We start from the raw sequence: 16367 nt of genomic DNA, 5'->3' as shown, positions 1-16367 counted from the left end.
GCGTCGTGCTGGCGATGACCTGGTGGCCTTGGTAGGGCGATTGCTGGCGGCGCGTGTACACGGTGGCGCACAGTCGGGCGCTGCGATGGTCGGCGAGGACCGGTGTCCGACCTGTGAGGCTGCCCTATGGCGCCACGCCTAGGCGCATCCGCTCAAGCTCATCATCGATGCTTTCCTTCAGAGGCACCACCGAAAAGCTATTCCAAGCAAGCCGGGAGCTAAACGCGACAACGCCGGGATGGAGCGAAGATACAAGTCGTCTTATTCCCGCCAGCGGCAATTCGCAAAACGCTCCGAGGATGACCTCTGCCAACTCGAGGTCCGGCCCAAACGGCTTGAAATATAAAGTGCCTTCCTTGACGACAGAGTCGAGTGGAAACACAGTTCTCACTTCGCCCTCGTATTCCCAATGGCGGGATTTGGTGCGAGATAAGTTCTTGCGCAACTTTTCAGAGACGCCTTCCAAACGAGACGATTTTGGGAGGCTTTCGAGTACTCTGTCGTCGGCATAAATAACCTCCAAAACGGCGGAGCGGTTCAAGTTGAAACCCAAACAAATGCCCCGATGGGTCGAGCCGTAGTGGCTCCACATTGGTGGAGAGATCCAATCCTTGCAGAAACAAATCAGACCTGTGGATTTGTCGTACTCTTCCCGAAGAAGTCGCGCGAGATTTCGAACATGAGACCTGTTCGACTTTAGTGCCAGCAATTCAAAGGGGTCATTGAGGTTGGAAAATCTCGAAACCTTCAAGCGGCCTAAGGCTATGTTGCTGATCGCATATTCGGCAGAGGTGAAGTAATAGGCTCGCAACTTGTCTGGGCTTGGCGGTTGGACAACTACGGCGCTGCCTATGTGAGAATCATAGCCGGCGGCGACCCATTGATCTCGAAATTCCTTTTGCTCTGGCATACCGTCCCCACCCTTGCGCTCGGCCGATTTTTTCCGTGTCGCGGCCTCTACTGTTTGTCGAACAGGAATTTGAGCGCGGCCAGATCGTCTTTATAACTGTGCTTATATTCATAGAAGGGATGCGAAAGGCTAGAGCTTCGCGATGCCCAGCCTTTGATATCCCATCCAGCCTCGATCAGATCTGAGGTCGCGAATACGAACTCCAGGGTCTTGGTGAAGAACCCTGCTGTATCAAGGAAGTTGGCGGCGTAGTCGACCTTGCTCTCCGTCCCGTGAACGTAGTGATTTCGGCAGTTCACGGCTTCGTCCAAAACCCAGTTCAGATCCGGAAACTTGTCGCCGATTTCCGCTATGATTGGTGCTGCACGCCAACGAACTTTATTTTTCAACGCACTTTTGCCTAGTCGTCCGAGGGCGCTGAGAATGCTGCCACGCTCCGCGCTTTCTGGAAGGTCCAAAAACAACTGCCTGCTCTTGTCGCGGGCAACCTTAAGTTTGTCCGACAACTCGACATCCTTTGGCACCGCCGATGCCGGAAGGATGTCAAACATGTTGGCTGAGCCGACCAGTCTATCGATATCGAAAATTTGTGTGCGCAACGAATTCGAATACCTCATGCGCGCATCCATCCACGATAGTGACCGTTTGACCCAGTCAGCCAAAACGTTCGAATATTCTTGCGACCTTCGCACGGGATCGATCGGCAAATCCGCAGGATGAGGCGCCGTCCCCGGGAAGCGCACGAATGGCTTCATTGTGCTGTACACTTCGAAGATCTTGGGCGCGTCCGGCGTGGATGAGATCATCAGCCGCATTTCTTCCATGCGCTGTGGTCTTCCTGCGATCATTGAAAAGAACGGCTCGAGCTTTTGGGCAGATACGAGAGCTTCGCTGAAGGTCTGTGTTGATTTGAATTCGAGCTCAACCCAAATCGAATTGACAAACCCGCTTCCTCCAGCCCCTCCCATGGATATCGATGGCCGATGCTCCGCTGAAATTGTTCCGAGGGCAGTTGGAACTCGAATGATCGTTTGCCTGCCGGTGAAATACGCAATATCCGGGTGCTCGCCCTTGACGATCTCGCGGCCAATTTTCTTCGAGTCGGCAGCCAATATTTGATCAATAAACAGATTGGGGTCTAGTGCGAGCCCAAAGGCGTCGAAGTCATAAAACAAGCTTATCGCGTCGGTTAGCTTGAATGATATTGAGGAGAATATCGGATCGCTCTCGTGGACATGTGTGTCGCCAAAGATTATGTGATGTGGGAATAATTCAAGTCGATACTTTGACACGAGACCTTGCGAATCGACGCTGCGATCGGCCTTCATCACAACGCAGTCGAGCAACGAAAGCTTCACGACATGGTCGATGACGCCATGTACTGTCGGGTGGGGCAACTCGAAGCCATCAACGTCGTGCAGCGTCGCATTGGAATCGTTACCCTCTAGGATGAGTTCGCCATACACCTCTTTTTGTCCGGGCAAGTCGAACTTTCCGAGCCCTCTGAAGCCGTCGATCCATTTGTTGGCCAATTGGTTTCCCCCGCCTGAACCTTCCCCGACCTGATCCGCCGGTAGTTTTTGTTTGGGCGGTGCCGCCGACGGCGTGACTGCGTGCTTCCAGTACCAGATTGCATTCAGCGCAAAGACCGCCAGGGCAAGCAAAGCGAATGTCATCTTCGCCCCGCTAAAATGGCCCCCAAGAATCGGAGTTGAAAGTGAACGAAATCAACCCGTCTTTGCGAGTGGTGAGCACGTTGCGTGTCTCGTTCCGGAAGGGTCCGCTTTTGGTGAATCGCCGATAAAACGGGATCGTCTTTTGTGTGTCGTACATGTAGCCCTTGTCGGAAATGACGACATAGTACGGCTTGCAATACTCGAAGATCTCCTCGCAGCAACCGCTTTCGCGCCCGTGGTGCGACGCAACCAACACGCTGGTGTCTCGGAGAGCTTGGCGAAAATCTTCCAGCTCAAGAAGCTTCAACCAGCCGGCACGCTCCAGGTCCCCAGGGAACATGATCCCTTTTCCGTTGCAAGTGAGATGAACGACCATGCTTAGATTGTTTTCGTCGTCGAACGCTGGATAGTCGTTATAAAAAACCTTCTTGGTCATCCCAGCAAACGAAGGCCCAGGTGATGCCACACCGCCCGTGCCGCCGGTAAAGATGTTGTCGATAGCGTCGACCAATTTGGCGATTCCGGCTCCCATCCCGTCTTCGCTCTTTAGGGCTTGGATTGTCTTTGACGAAACGGATTTGTTTCTCAGAAGCCAGTTGATGTTGATTTTGCGATCATACATGTTTGGCAGGCCGGCAACGTGATCCTCATCGTAGTTGGTGACCGCCAGCATATCGAGGGTCATGATCCCTCGATCGTATAGATAGTTGCCCGGGCGCCAGCCGGTAAGGCCGTTCTGGCCGCAGTCCAGCATCAGCCTGGTCTGATCGTCACAAGTGGCGATCGCGCAAGCGCCGTGTTCAACGTCGAAAATTTCTACTAACATTTTGATGAACCGCCATTCTTCCAATTCAGCTGTTGCTGAAACAGCCAGAAAGGCAAGAGGCGGCCCGGCAGTGTCCGAGTTTTCCCACCGAGTTATTTTAGGTCGCGTCCGCCTCGACAGTTGCAAATGCGACGAAGACTTCAATGCTGTATAGCCGGTAGAATTTCAGATACCGCTTGAAGAGTTGAAAAGATATGAGGGCGAAGCCTGCCGCCACCATGACTTCGTGGGCGGCGCTGCCGAACGTATCCAGCCGCGGCGCGACCAAAGCCTGCACCAGCAGCAACTCGGCGGTGACGGCCGCGATGAACGACAGGTTGCGGCAAAAGCCATAGACATTCAAAAAATTCTCAAGCCTCGGCTTTGCATGGTCGTCTCGCTTTGCCACGGTGTAGGCTACCCAATAGGCTTCGTCGCCATGGAGGCCGGTTCCGGCTTTCGTCAACGCGGCCTGGACGCGCGCGCGTGTCGGCCGTGACAGAGGGGTGAAATAGGCCGGCAGCAGAGACCGCAACAACCAAGAGGCCTTCTGCTCGGGCAACAGGAGGTGAACCGATGGCGGCTTCAGCATGTCGTGAACAATGCCGGCCTCGAGGATTCGGGATGCAGGACCTGCCACCAGATGGCCTGCCGCGTACGAGAGAAACAGGACAAATACGCCGGTGGGCACGTCCCAGCTGGCGTGAATGACGAAGCTGGTCCCGAAAAAAAAGTCGAAAGCCGCCAGCACGAAAAAGCCCTGCGGCAGGTAGGCGAACACGTCGTAATCGCTAAGACGGCCGAAAATATCCATTTGCCGTTCAAACCCCTAAGCCCCAGGGAAGTGTTTCACGGGAAGAGCATTGAAACAAGGTCGCGCCGGTGGTGCGGGGGGGGGGGCGTCTTGAACGGCGTAGGTTTTTAGCGTCTCATTGCCGGCATGATCGTTGGCATCGGCCTCTCGTGCTTCGCAATGGCATTCGTGCTGTTTGCCGCCGATCCTTTTGACTACCACCCAGATCCATTCCTACAGGCGCTGGTCTGGGTGGGCTTTGGCGTTTGGTGCCTCGCTACAGCTTGGCAGCAGCGCGACTGGCGCCCGCCGCCTGACGAGAGCTAACACGGGCGGCGTTGATACGCCCTGACGCCGCGTGTACACGGGGACGCACAGCTTGGCGCTGTGATGGTCGGCGGGGTTCGGCGGCTCATCTGTGAGAGCGTTCTGCGGCGGCGCGCCTAGGCGGTCCTGTCAAATCTAATGTTGATCATCTTTTGCCGGGGCTTCATGCTTTGGAGGCTGTTGCATATGGTCGGGCCATAGAAGCGGACGATCCGGCCATTTGAAACTGGCCTCCAACCACAGCAGACATTTTCGCGTGTATTCGAAATAGGTTTCCTGCGCCTTGAGAAGAGCCAGGTCGATGAGCTTCCACCGCATCTTCCCGTCTGGCTTCCAAGAGATGTCCCTGGGGTTCGTGAACATCAGCCTGCCCTGCATGTGCACCCATTGAGCGTGCGCGTATTGATTGCGGACACCCTTGCAGTAGCGCATCGCTCCTATCGCCTCCGCGAACTTGGCCTCGTGGCCTTTTGCCACCATGACATGGCGGACCAGGCGGCTCACGACGTCAAGGCGTGTTCCCTCGTTCTCGATGGCATGCAGCGCGTCCAAAACAGCAAACTGTTGGCCGAGGGCAAGGCCGCCGACAAAGCATAGAGAAATATCCAGTTCGCTGTAGCCGATAACCATCAGGCCGATGATGTTCGACTCGATGGGGAACGCCTGATGCGTGGGATTGATCATTTGTTGGTCCGAATAAAAAGGATCGCAAAAGGCCCTCTGCGTCAGCGCAGGCCTCTTGCGGTCGGAGAGGCGTATCATCATGTCGCCCTCATGGCCAACATCAGTGCGCCGCATCTTCCTCTCCCTCCGCGCCGCATGCTCTCGTCCGTCGAGGCTGCCGAATATTGTGGCGGCAAGACGGTCGACTGGCTTAAGGCACATGTTCGGGTTGCGCCGATAAAGATTGGGCGCCTCGTTCGCTACGACGTGCGCGCCCTCGATCTCTGGCTTGATGGCCTTTCCGAGAGGGACTCTGCCNGGTCGACTGGCTTAAGGCACATGTTCGGGTTGCGCCGATAAAGATTGGGCGCCTCGTTCGCTACGACGTGCGCGCACTCGATCGTTGGCTTGATGGTCTTGCCCAAGGCGAGGCTGGATTTGTTCGGCGAATCGCGAGCCAGTTTGGCGCAGCTGCGGCCAAGTGTGGCCGCCTGATGTCGCATCTTGCAGTCGCAGGGGAGTGTCGTCATCAATGTAGCTCCCATGGCCGATACTTTCCATCTTCCGCTTCCTCCGCGCCGCATGCTCTCGCCCGTCGAGGCTGCCGAATATTGTGGCGGCAAGACGGTCGACTGGCTTCAGGCACATGTCCGGGTTGCGCCGGTCAAGATCGGGCGCCTCGTTCGCTACGACGTGCGCGCCCTCGATCTCTGGCTTGATGGCCTTTCCGAGAGGGACTCTGCCATGACAGCAGACGACTGGCTGAAACTGTACGATAAAGACTAACGCGCCTTGCGCAGCCGCACTCCCGCACCTTCGCCATTCTCGATGATGAAAATGATGCCAGCAGCTTCGAGCGCAGCCTGAATATCTGCCAGCGTCCGATCATAAGGCGTCCGCTTCGCTGCCTCGAAATTGGCGATTGTGGCCTTTGCGACCTTTGACGCAGAGGCCAGTTGATCTTGCGACCATCCGATCAGCGCGCGTCCGGCGCGACATTGTGCCGGCGAAACTATCATTTTAATAAAACCTTATATCAAAGATGTTGACTTCATCTGCGGTGCAACCTTATATCATTGATGTAAACTTTTGCAAATGGGAGGTCACCATGCTTATCAAGAGAAATCAGGTCAGCCGCCGCTCTGTCTTCGTTGGCGCTGCAGCCATCGCCGGCGCCTTAGCAACGCACCCACCTCACGCCGTCGCGGAAAAATTCTCGGAACTGGCCGAGCTGATCGCCGACTTCAACATGAAGGAAGAGGAGGAGATGGCCCTATACAATCGATGGGAGGCCTTGACCAATCAATACAACGACGTGCTGCCGAAAATCGGGGTGACGTATCAGGCGCGTGTGATCGTCCAGGGTGTTGAGAGCACCTATCCCAGGATCTTTCGCGATGAGCCGGCGATCGAACGATTCTTCGCGCGGGATCCTCGGTCATCCAAACTGGTCAATGCGGCCAAGAGGACGAATTGCCGACGGTTGATCGCCGAACTGCGGCAGGTCGAGACCGCTCACGACCAGATGCGCCTTGATCTCGGCATCACCGAAGTCTTCAACCAATACGAGCGCTGCAGCATGGCTTCTAGGAAGCTCATTCGTGCGGTGTTCGGCTATCGGCCGAAATCGCTGGAGGAAATGGACACGAAGAACGTGTTCATGGCTGCGTGGTTCAAAAGTGGCTGCGGCTTGTCGGATGAGGAAGTGGCGTTGGTATTTGGAAGCGCGGGCAGCGCATGACCCAGCCCGTTCCTGCACCAAACGAGTTGGGATTTCGGTGCCGGTAGTGCATGACTTGCTCTTTTCGCCGGCAATCTAGACTGCGGGGGATAGGGAGATCGCGATCCCAAAAAACACCGGCTCCCTATTCGGCTCGATGATTCTGTCGCTCGACATTCGGAGCGTTTTTCCTTTTTAGTTCGCTCCGATGGCCTTTTTGAATCTCTCAACGGCATCTTCAAAAACGTTGATGGCGGCCACTTTGTCGCATTTTCCTTCTCTAACGTCAGGCCTTTCCGATGCACTTTGAGGCTCACCGTTGATCATCGGTGGCGCACAAAAGGTCATGCTTTCAAGCAGATTGAGCGGAAGCGGATATGCATTCAGCAATGGGACGAACGGGCTGACCGCTTCTTTAACGGTACTTTTCGTTTTGTCGAGGATGCTTTTGTCCTCATAGGTCACTGGCGGCAAATCGGCCCAAGCCATCGCAGCCTCGAATTTCGCGCTCTTGATATCGACTACAGATTCGAATCCCGTGCTGGTCAGGTTGGCGAACTTAAAATTGGCTCCCTTGAAGGAGCCGCTTAGCAAACTTCCAGACAAGTCCGCACCGTTGAAAAGAGCTCCTTCAAAGCTCCCACCAACTCTCGACCTTGTCATTTGGCCGTCGGCAATGTCGGCCCCATCCAGGTCGATGTACTGGAAATATTGGCGATCAATTTTGAGGTTGACGAGGACTGTTTCATCGAGCCGGACATTTCTGAAAATGCGGGTTCCCCAAAAGAAGTATCGCCCGTAGTCGTACCTAGGCTCGTTCCGGAACGATCGCCAATTTTCTAGAAGACGGTCCTTCCATGTCGGTGAAGCTTGAACAAATCTGAGATCTCGGATGATGGGCGCCGCGACACATCCAGGCTCGTCACTCGTAGCATTGCCGACTGGCTTTCGAACCACCCAATTTCCGACCGCTTCACACGACTGGTCGAAAGTCGCGATGTCCCAGCCTTTGATATACAACAGGGTGAGGGCGGCACCGCGCCCTGTATCTCCGGCAGCTCGGGTATTAAGCTTGCCTAACGCATTATCGATCCGGTCTTGTTCGCGATCCGCAAGGTCGATCTTGATCTGCTGGGACGTTTCCCAGACGACTATCAGGCCGAAGATTGCACTGGCTCCCGCGGCAAGTCGTACGAACGGGTTCTCCTCGATCCATCGCACAGCGTGCTTCAGAGATGCGTACCAGCCTGCCGGAGGGGACGCGGTGTCATATTTGGTTGGCTCGATTGCAGCCGACTTTCGTGTCCTGCGCGGTCTCGCGCTCGGAACAATAGGTTTCCTCGCCATTCACTATTTCCCCCTTGCCCGCAGGGGAGAATAGCAACAAACCCACAGATCGTGGAAGTTGGTTGAGGCGTGCCTGTGCCCGTGGAACGTTTCGAGCACAAACGAAGCAATTCGTGTTGCATCCATGTTGCAATGACCAGATGGGAATTTAAAGGAAACAATGGAAAAACAATGAATTAGTCAAAAAATCCCGACGTACCCAATGCAACGCGGTTTGCAACCTGGGACAAGCACTAACGGTTTGAAATCGTTGAAAAAATCATTGGCTGGGGAACCTGGATTCGAACCAGGACTAACGGAGTCAGAGTCCGTGGGTCTACCGTTAACCTATTCCCCAGCAGGCGTGCTATCGCCATAAAAGCGAAATCGCGCGGGCCGAACGGCTGAGCCGCTTGAGCGCTGCCTTGTAGCCGCCAGTGGAAAATAGTCAAGTCTGCTTTGCGGTTCAATTGCCAGGTTTTATCACCGGTTCCGAACGCCAGCTTTTCCGGCGGCGTGCGAACCTCCAAGCCTCAGCTCTCCTTGCGGCTGAACTGCGAGCGTTCGAAAAACAGCACGATGCCCAGGCCCATAAACAGCGGGACGATGAGATAAAACAGCCGGAACACCAGCAGCGCCGCCACCACGCCGACCGGGTCCATGTCGGAAAGCCCGGCAAGGAACACCACCTCAAACACGCCGAGTCCGCCTGGCGCGTGCGAGATCTGGGCGACTGAGAAGGAGACCAAGAAGACGCCCAGCACGACGAAATAGCCGGGATTATGCACCTCGGGCAGGGTGAAAAAGATGATCGCCGCGGCCGCGAGCAGTTCGATCGGGCCGATCAGCAACTGCCTGGCGACGATCGGCAGCGCGGGATAGTGTAACTGAAAGCCGGCGATCCTCAGCGGGCGCAGGTGCAGCCAACTGCCGAATACATAGGCTGCGATGAGGACCAGCATCGCAATGCCTGCCGCCTCCGACAGGCCGTGATGGGCGATGCCGGAAAAGCGATCAATGATCTGCGGCTCGAACACCAGCACAAGGCCGGAGGCGAGTAACGTCGACAGCACGAAGGTTATCCAGCAGATCGCCACCAGCACGCCGACTTCCTGGCCGGTCAGCCCCCTTGTGCCGTAGGCACGGTAGCGAATGACGGCGCCGGAGAACACCGAGCCGCCGATATTGTGCGACAGCGCGTAGGTGGTGAAGGAGCAGAGCGTCACGAACAGCCACGACACTTTTTTGCCAATATGCAGCAGCGCGATGTGATCGTAGCCGGCGAGCGCGGCATAGGCGACGAGCGAGCTCAAGCCTGCCAGGATCCAGCCACGAGTTGGAATAGCCGCCATCCCGTCCCAAACGTCGTCGAGCGAGATGCCGCGCAATTCATGCCAGAGCAGCAGCAGCGAGAAGATCACCGCGCCGATGCCGACGACCGGCCAGAAATAGCGTTTCCAGTTCATTGCCCGACCGCCATGCGTTGCGTATCCGCTTCCTTTCCGTCGAGAGGCCGTCCTCCCCGGTTTCCCCGTTCATTTCAGAAATGCCTCATTGAAGCCGGCTATTCAACCGCGAACACTTGTCGCGCCTGACGCCATCCTTGTTTGCCGCGCGCCGCCACGGTGTTGCGCTACCAGCCCAGCCTTGCCGGTACATTACGCCAGTCCAAAAACAGGCCCGCGCACCCGGCGGCAAAATTCAGCATGCGGCTCTTGGTGATCGAGCACGGCACTGTTAGTCTGGCGGCAACTTGAAACATGCCAAAGCGCCTGCTGCGTCCGTCACCGGTTCGCGCGGCGCCGGAAGGAACGACAGTGGAAGACCGCGACACCGGCGCAGGCGCGCCGGAGGTGGGCGCGTCCAGCGCTTCCCTTGGGCCATCAGGCCCGGGGACAGCCGGTTGGCAGCAACGCCGCGCAACGGAGCCTCGCTCCGTCAATGGGCAGGCTGGCGACGCGACCCAGAAGGGCAAGCCCAAGAAACGACGCAAGCGAAGGCGTGGACGCAAGGTTTTTGCGCGCGACGAGGCGCGCCCAGGGGCCAATCTATCGCCGGTACAAGGCAAGGCCGCTGTCGCGGCGGTGGATTTGAAGCCTGTTGCCGCCGCCACAATCTCGCCCGCCGTTGCAATGCCCGAGCAAGGCAACAGCCGGCCGCCGGTGCACGAGCTTCCCATCTTCGCCGCGCTGGACCTCGGCACCAACAATTGCCGGCTGCTGGTCGCCGTTCCCACGCGTCATGGCCAGTTCCGCGTCATCGATGCCTTCTCGCGCATCGTCAGGCTGGGCGAGGGGCTCACCGCCAATGGCCGGCTCGGCCAGCCGGCGATGGACCGCGCGGTCGAGGCGCTGAAGGTCTGCGGCGATAAATTGCGCGGCCGCAAGATCAGGAAGGCAAGGCTGATCGCCACCGAAGCCTGCCGAACAGCCGAAAACGGCGTGGAGTTCCTCGATCGTGTCGAACGCGAAGCCGGCCTGAAGCTCGAGATCATCGACCGCCAGACCGAAGCCCGCCTTGCGGTCTCCGGCTGCGGTTCGCTGGTCGAGCGCAACACGCAGGGCGTCGTCCTGTTCGACATTGGTGGCGGGTCTTCCGAGATCGCGCTGATCGATCTCACCGGCCGCCGTTCGCCGCGGCTGGCCAATCACATCGTCTCGTGGACCTCGCTGCCGGTCGGCGTCGTCTCGTTGGCGGAACGCTTTGGCGGCCGCACCGTGACGCGCGAGATATTCACCGCCATGGTCGACGACGTTGCCGGCAGGCTGGCCGCTTTCGATGGCCGGGATCGGTTGAGCCATCTCAAGGCCAGCCCGAATTTCCATCTGCTGGGCACTTCGGGTACGGTGACGACGCTGGCCGGCGTCCATCTCGACCTCGAACGCTACGACCGCCGGCGCGTCGACGGCCTGTGGATGGACCGCGACAGCGTCGACCGTATGGTGGAGAAACTGGTCGGCTGGGACTTCCAGCAGCGTTGCGCCAACCCCTGCATCGGCGCCGACCGCGCCGATCTCGTGTTGGCCGGTTGTGCCATCCTCGAAGCAATCCGCGCCGTCTGGCCGTCGGAACGGCTGCGCGTCGCGGACCGGGGCTTGCGCGAAGGAATATTGAGTGAGCTGATGGCCGATGACGGCGTCTGGCGCAATGACGGGCGTGCTAGGGCATCATGATCATGCTCGAACAAGAAATCAGGTAATGACGAAGAAACCGGAAAAGCCAGGGTCCGCCAGCATTCGCGTGCTGAAGACGCGGATCAAGAAGAAAAGCGGCCTGAAGGAATCGTCGCGCCGCTGGCTGCAGCGCCACATCAACGATCCCTATGTCCAGCGCTCCAAGGCCGACGGCTATCGCTCGCGCGCGGCCTACAAGCTGATCGAGATCGACGACAAGCACCACCTCTTGAAGCCCGGCATGAAGGTAATCGATCTGGGTGCCGCCCCCGGCGGCTGGTGCCAGGTCGCGGCCGCGCGCACGAAATCGACGGCCGAAAACCCGCATGTCATCGGCATCGACTATCTCGAAATGGACGCCGTGCCCGGTGCGCCGGTGCTGCTGATGGATTTCCTGGACGCCGACGCGCCGCGAAAGCTGGCCGAGGCGCTGGGCGGGGACCCGGATGTCGTGTTGTCCGACATGGCGGCGCCGACCACCGGCCACAAGCGAACCGACCATATCCGCACCATGCATCTGTGCGAGGTGGCGGCCGATTTCGCGCTCTCGGTCCTCAAGCCGGGCGGCCATTTCCTCGCCAAAACCTTCCAGGGCGGCGCCGAAAATGAGTTGCTCTCGATGCTCAAGAAGAATTTCCGCTCCGTCCATCACGTCAAGCCGCCGGCCTCACGCGATGAATCGGTGGAGCTCTATCTATTAGCCAAGGATTTTAAGGGGCGAGAGTCCGGTCCGCCGCCAGGCGGATCGGAACGTCCGGTGGACGTTCCGAAGGACTCGAGCGCCCGAAGCCATAGCGAAGGGCCGGGAGACGCCGACGGCTGAAAGGCCAGCCCCCGCCAGGCGGATCGGAACGTCCAGTGGACGTTCCGAAGGACTCGAGCGCCCGGAGCCATAGCGAAGGGCCGGGGGACACCGACGGCTGATCGCTCTGCGGCGACTTTGCTTTACTCTCCCGGCGATCTGACGGGTTCCAGCGTCTTCGGCGTCGTCAGCCGGCCATGGCCGGATACGGCGTTGCCGGCGTCGGGCGCCATCCGCATGAACGACAGCGACGCCGCCGCCGACACCGCTGCCACGATGAAGAAGGCGGTGTGGAAGTCGCCCAGCGTCAGCGGGCCGCCATGGATCGAGGTCGAGACTTCGAGAATGCCGCCGGCGAGCGCCACGCCGAGCGCGATCGAGAGCTGCTGGAACACCGCCGTGATCGGCGTTGCCTTGCTGGTATCCTCGGCTGACACCTCGGCATAGGAGAGCGCGTTGACGCCGGTGAAGAACATCGAGCGGATGAAGCCGCCGACCAGCAATATGGCCAGCATCAGCGCGTAAGGTGTTTCGGGGGTGAAGAGGCCGTAGATGGCGATCGATGCGGCAGCGACCAGCGAGCCGACGATCAGCACGCGGCGAAAGCCGACAACGCGGAAGATCAGCGCGGTGACGAATTTCATGCCGATGGCGCCGATCGCCGAGACGAAGGTGATCATGCCGGACTGGAACGGTGTCAGCCCGAAACCGATCTGGAACATCAGCGGCAAAAGGAACGGCACGGCGCCGATGCCGATGCGAAACAGCGAGCCGCCAAGCACCGACGAGCGGAACACCTGGTTGCGGAACAGTTCGAGCGCCAGCAGCGGATTTTTGGCGCGGCGCGCATGCACGAGGTAGAGCGCGCCCGACAGCAGTCCCACGGCGATCGTAATGAAGCCGGTCGCCGGCGGCAGATAAGGCAGGCTAACCACCGACAGGCCAAAGACGACGCCGGAAGCGGCCAGCCCGCTCAGCACGAAGCCGACGAAATCGAGCGGCGGCGTCTCGGTTGCCTCGGTTTCCGGCAGGAAGCGGGTGGCAAGCCAAATGCCGATCAGGCCGATCGGGACGTTGATCAGGAAGATCCAGTGCCAGGTGAAGAAGGTGGTGATGAAGCCGCCAATCGGCGGACCCACCAGCGGGCCGACCAGTGCGGGAACGGTCAGCCACGACATGGCGGCGACCAGTTCGCTCTTGGGCGTGGCGCGTACCAGAACCAGGCGCCCGACCGGGGTCATCATGGCGCCGCCAATGCCTTGCAGGAAACGCGCAACCACGAAGGCGGGCAGCGAACCGGAGAGCGCGCACGCCACCGAACCGGCAATGAAGACTGCAATCGCGGCACGAAAGATAGTCTTGGCGCCGAAGCGGTCGGCCATCCAGCCGCTGATTGGAATGAAGATCGCCAGCGACACCAGATAGGCCGTCAGCGCCAGTTTGAGCGCGATCGGGCTGGTGTGGATGTCGATGGCGATCGCCGGCAGCGATGTCGCGATGACGGTCGAATCCATGTTTTCCATGAAGAGAGCGACCGCCAATATGAGCGGGATGGTGCGGTTCACAAGACGCGTCCGGACTTATTCTCTGTGTCGTCGGCTGGGCAAGCCGGCACGCAGGGCGGTTATCACGGCCAGAGGGTGATGTCGTGTTAAATTGCTGTCACTTTTGTGCGACCGCAAGGATGCGGCCTTTCGCTTTGGCATGTCCCATGCTGGCAGAGATCCCTGCCAGGCAAGGGACACCTTGCATGGAGCGACACACATCATTATTGTAGTGAATATAACTACTATAGGACATTGCCATTGGAAAAAGGTGTTTCGGCGGCCGATGCCAATCGCAGGTTTTCTCTCCTACTGCGCGGCGTCCGCGAAGGACAAAGCTACGTGGTGACCAGTCACGGGCGTCCGGTCGCCCGGATCGTGCCCGCAGATCATCAGGAGGGGGTGGCTGCCCGATCGCGCGCGGCGTTGTTGTCGCGCCTTGAGCGCCAGCCTGTTGTGGATGCCGGGCAGTGGACGCGCGATGAGCTTTATGAGGACGAGCATTGAAGATCGCGCTCGACACGAATATCCTTGCTTACGCGGAAGGGGTAAACGGTGCGGAGAAGCGCGACATCGTTCTCGAATTGCTGCGCGATCTCCGGCAAGGTGACGCGGTCATTCCTGTTCAGGTTCTTGGTGAACTCTTCAACATTTTGGTCCGCAAAGCAGGAAGACCGCCCCTGGAGGCACGGGATGCCCTTCTGAGCTGGAGCGACGCATTTTCCGTTGCCGCGACAACGCAAGATGTGATGATGATGGCCGCTGATCTGGCTACCGACCATCGACTCAGCATTTGGGACTCGGTCGTTCTCTCCACGGCCTCGCATGCTGGCTGTCGGCTGCTGGTCTCGGAAGATCTGCAAGACGGCTTCACATGGGGCGCGGTCACTGTCGTCAGTCCCTTCGCAGCGCCGCGTCACCCATTGCTTGATGCTCTGGCGGGGAAGTCTGGCGACTAGAACGCGGAACGCCGCAACGATCGGCTTTTCATCCGTCCCGCGACGTGTTACCAGCCACCGCCAATCCTGAAAGGGAATAACGAGTCGGCGCTGTCCATTCCGGTCCAGCGCTTTTTCGCATTCAAAGGGCTGGCCATGGCAAAAATCATCGAAACGTCCACCGGCGCACTGGCGCTGACCTTTGACGACGTGCTTTTGCAGCCCGGTCATTCCGAGGTGATGCCCGGCCAGACCGATATCCGCACCCGCATCGCCGGCGACATCGACCTCAACGTGCCGATCCTGTCGGCGGCGATGGACACGGTCACCGAGGCAAGGCTTGCCATCGCCATGGCGCAGGCCGGCGGCATCGGCGTCATCCATCGCAATTTCTCGCCCGCCGAACAGGCCGAGCAGGTGCGGCAGGTCAAGAAATTCGAATCAGGCATGGTGGTCAACCCGGTCACGATCGGGCCCGACGCCACGCTAGCCGACGCATTGTCGCTGATGCGCACCTATTCGATCTCGGGCATTCCGGTGGTCGAGAATGGCGGCGCCGGGGGCCACAAGACCGGCCGGCTGGTCGGCATCCTGACCAACCGCGATGTGCGCTTCGCTTCCGATCCGGCGCAAAAGGTCTACGAATTGATGACCCGTGAGAACTTGATTACGGTCAAGGAGAACGTCGACCAGGACGAGGCCAAGCGGCTTCTGCACCAGCACCGCATCGAGAAGCTGGTGGTGGTCGACAAAACGGGCAATTGCGTCGGGCTGATCACCGTCAAGGACATCGAGAAATCGCAGCTCAACCCGCACGCCACCAAGGATGCGCAGGGGCGCCTGCGCGCCGCGGCCGCCACCAGCGTCGGTGATGACGGCTTCGAGCGCGCCGAGCGTCTTATCGAGGCCGGCGTCGACCTTTTGGTGATCGACACAGCGCATGGCCACTCGCAGCGCGTGCTGGACGCGGTGACGCGGGCGAAGAAGCTTTCCAATTCCGTGCGCATCCTGGCCGGCAACGTCGCCACCGCGGAAGGCACGCGGGCGCTGATCGACGCCGGCGCCGACGCCGTCAAGGTCGGCATTGGCCCGGGCTCCATCTGCACCACCCGCATTGTGGCCGGGGTCGGCGTTCCCCAGCTTTCGGCCATCATGTCGGCGGTCGAGACAGCACACAAATCAGGCGCCTCGGTGATCGCCGACGGCGGCATCAAATATTCCGGCGATCTCGCCAAGGCACTCGCCGCCGGCGCCAGCGCCGCCATGATCGGCTCGCTGCTTGCCGGAACCGACGAAAGCCCGGGCGAGGTCTATTTGCACCAGGGCCGCTCCTTCAAGGCCTATCGCGGCATGGGCTCGGTCGGCGCCATGGCGCGGGGCTCCGCCGATCGCTACTTCCAGGCCGAGGTGCGCGACACGCTGAAACTGGTGCCGGAAGGCATTGAAGGGCAGGTTCCCTATAAAGGACCTGTGTCTGGCGTGCTGCACCAGCTTGCGGGCGGGCTGAAAGCCGCTATGGGTTATGTTGGTGGCCGCGACCTTGCCGATTTCCGCGACCGCGCCACCTTTGTGCGCATATCCAACGCCGGACTTCGTGAAAGCCACGCCCATGACGTCACGATTACCCGCGAAAGCCCCAACTATCCCGGCGGAGCCTGATTCTTCCGGGCTTTGGGGGAACTTGACCGCC

The 16367-nt window shown here is 59.2% G+C and carries 15 protein-coding genes, 1 tRNA gene and 1 pseudogene; 7 read left to right on the top strand and 10 right to left on the bottom strand.

The genetic code is table 11. From position 1 onward, the window contains the following. Nucleotides 1–124 precede the first annotated feature (124 nt). From X742_RS0137395 to X742_RS150145, 5 genes are all read right to left on the bottom strand, one after another. Complete coding sequence (locus X742_RS0137395) at nucleotides 125–910, bottom strand: DUF2971 domain-containing protein (RefSeq protein ID WP_051407652.1); 786 nt, start codon at nucleotides 908–910, stop codon at nucleotides 125–127. 47 nt (nucleotides 911–957) lie between these two features. Further along, nucleotides 958–2586, bottom strand: a complete 1629-nt coding sequence (locus tag X742_RS150125) for a HEPN domain-containing protein (RefSeq protein ID WP_023773319.1) — start codon at nucleotides 2584–2586, stop codon at nucleotides 958–960. Nucleotides 2587–2596: 10 nt separating this feature from the next. Then, nucleotides 2597–3412 carry a hypothetical protein gene (locus tag X742_RS150130; RefSeq protein WP_023773318.1) on the bottom strand — a complete coding sequence of 272 codons (816 nt, stop codon included), beginning with the start codon at nucleotides 3410–3412 and terminating at the stop codon, nucleotides 2597–2599. Nucleotides 3413–3509: 97 nt separating this feature from the next. Then, the gene (locus X742_RS150135) at nucleotides 3510–4205 is read right to left on the bottom strand and encodes a hypothetical protein (protein ID WP_023773317.1); all 696 of its coding nucleotides are present in this window, start codon (nucleotides 4203–4205) and stop codon (nucleotides 3510–3512) included. A 441-nt stretch (nucleotides 4206–4646) separates the two neighbouring features. Beyond that, the gene (locus X742_RS150145; RefSeq protein ID WP_023773315.1) at nucleotides 4647–5309 is read right to left on the bottom strand and encodes a hypothetical protein; all 663 of its coding nucleotides are present in this window, start codon (nucleotides 5307–5309) and stop codon (nucleotides 4647–4649) included. Between the two features lie 408 nt (nucleotides 5310–5717). Between X742_RS150145 and X742_RS150155 the strand changes: the two genes are divergently transcribed. Further along, entirely contained in the window at nucleotides 5718–5960 is a 243-nt protein-coding gene (locus X742_RS150155) for a hypothetical protein (RefSeq protein ID WP_023773313.1), read from the top strand. 5 nt (nucleotides 5961–5965) lie between these two features. Here the strand turns inward: X742_RS150155 and X742_RS150160 are convergent. Next, nucleotides 5966–6193, bottom strand: a pseudogene (locus X742_RS150160) (helix-turn-helix domain-containing protein); the annotation flags it as partial. Nucleotides 6194–6282: 89 nt separating this feature from the next. Here X742_RS150160 and X742_RS150165 point away from each other — a divergent pair. Continuing rightward, complete coding sequence (locus tag X742_RS150165; RefSeq protein ID WP_023773311.1) at nucleotides 6283–6915, top strand: hypothetical protein; 633 nt, start codon at nucleotides 6283–6285, stop codon at nucleotides 6913–6915. 174 nt (nucleotides 6916–7089) lie between these two features. Here the strand turns inward: X742_RS150165 and X742_RS150170 are convergent, their stop codons facing one another. The 3 genes from X742_RS150170 to X742_RS150180 form a co-directional block, all read right to left on the bottom strand. Beyond that, nucleotides 7090–8241 carry a pentapeptide repeat-containing protein gene (locus X742_RS150170; RefSeq protein WP_031248102.1) on the bottom strand — a complete coding sequence of 384 codons (1152 nt, stop codon included), beginning with the start codon at nucleotides 8239–8241 and terminating at the stop codon, nucleotides 7090–7092. A gap of 263 nt (nucleotides 8242–8504) precedes the next feature. Continuing rightward, a tRNA-Gln gene (locus X742_RS150175) sits at nucleotides 8505–8578 on the bottom strand. A gap of 175 nt (nucleotides 8579–8753) precedes the next feature. Next, nucleotides 8754–9686: a lysylphosphatidylglycerol synthase domain-containing protein gene (locus X742_RS150180; protein WP_023773309.1), complete on the bottom strand. Its 933-nt coding sequence runs from the start codon at nucleotides 9684–9686 to the stop codon at nucleotides 8754–8756. 351 nt (nucleotides 9687–10037) lie between these two features. Between X742_RS150180 and X742_RS150185 the strand changes: the two genes are divergently transcribed. Together X742_RS150185 and X742_RS150190 are read left to right on the top strand one after the other, a co-directional pair. Then, nucleotides 10038–11393 carry a Ppx/GppA phosphatase family protein gene (locus X742_RS150185; protein ID WP_023773308.1) on the top strand — a complete coding sequence of 452 codons (1356 nt, stop codon included), beginning with the start codon at nucleotides 10038–10040 and terminating at the stop codon, nucleotides 11391–11393. A gap of 25 nt (nucleotides 11394–11418) precedes the next feature. After that, a complete protein-coding gene (locus tag X742_RS150190; RefSeq protein WP_023773307.1) occupies nucleotides 11419–12216 on the top strand; it encodes an RlmE family RNA methyltransferase in 798 nt (265 codons plus the stop codon). A gap of 122 nt (nucleotides 12217–12338) precedes the next feature. On the opposite strand, the gene X742_RS150195 is transcribed toward X742_RS150190, so the two are convergent. Further along, on the bottom strand, nucleotides 12339–13760 hold the full coding sequence (locus tag X742_RS150195) for an MFS transporter (RefSeq protein WP_023773306.1): 1422 nt from the start codon (nucleotides 13758–13760) through the stop codon (nucleotides 12339–12341). A gap of 240 nt (nucleotides 13761–14000) precedes the next feature. On the opposite strand from X742_RS150195, the gene X742_RS1000000172650 reads away from it, so the two are divergent. The 3 genes from X742_RS1000000172650 to guaB all read left to right on the top strand — a co-directional run bounded on the left by X742_RS1000000172650 (nucleotide 14001) and on the right by guaB (nucleotide 16336). Continuing rightward, nucleotides 14001–14246 (top strand): type II toxin-antitoxin system prevent-host-death family antitoxin, encoded by a 246-nt coding sequence (locus X742_RS1000000172650; RefSeq protein ID WP_084569551.1) that lies wholly within the window; start codon nucleotides 14001–14003, stop codon nucleotides 14244–14246. Next, nucleotides 14243–14698 (top strand): PIN domain-containing protein, encoded by a 456-nt coding sequence (locus tag X742_RS150205; RefSeq protein ID WP_023773304.1) that lies wholly within the window; start codon nucleotides 14243–14245, stop codon nucleotides 14696–14698. Before X742_RS1000000172650 ends, X742_RS150205 begins: the two co-directional genes overlap by 4 nt. A gap of 135 nt (nucleotides 14699–14833) precedes the next feature. Then, nucleotides 14834–16336, top strand: coding sequence for an IMP dehydrogenase (gene guaB / locus X742_RS150210; protein ID WP_015318286.1), 1503 nt, complete (start codon nucleotides 14834–14836; stop codon nucleotides 16334–16336). The last annotated feature ends 31 nt before the right edge of the window (nucleotides 16337–16367 follow it).

The organism is Mesorhizobium sp. LNHC229A00, assembly GCF_000502415.1.
Lineage (GTDB): Bacteria > Pseudomonadota > Alphaproteobacteria > Rhizobiales > Rhizobiaceae > Mesorhizobium.
Note: the sequence above shows the minus strand (reverse complement) of the source record. Positions and strands in the feature narration are given on the sequence as shown.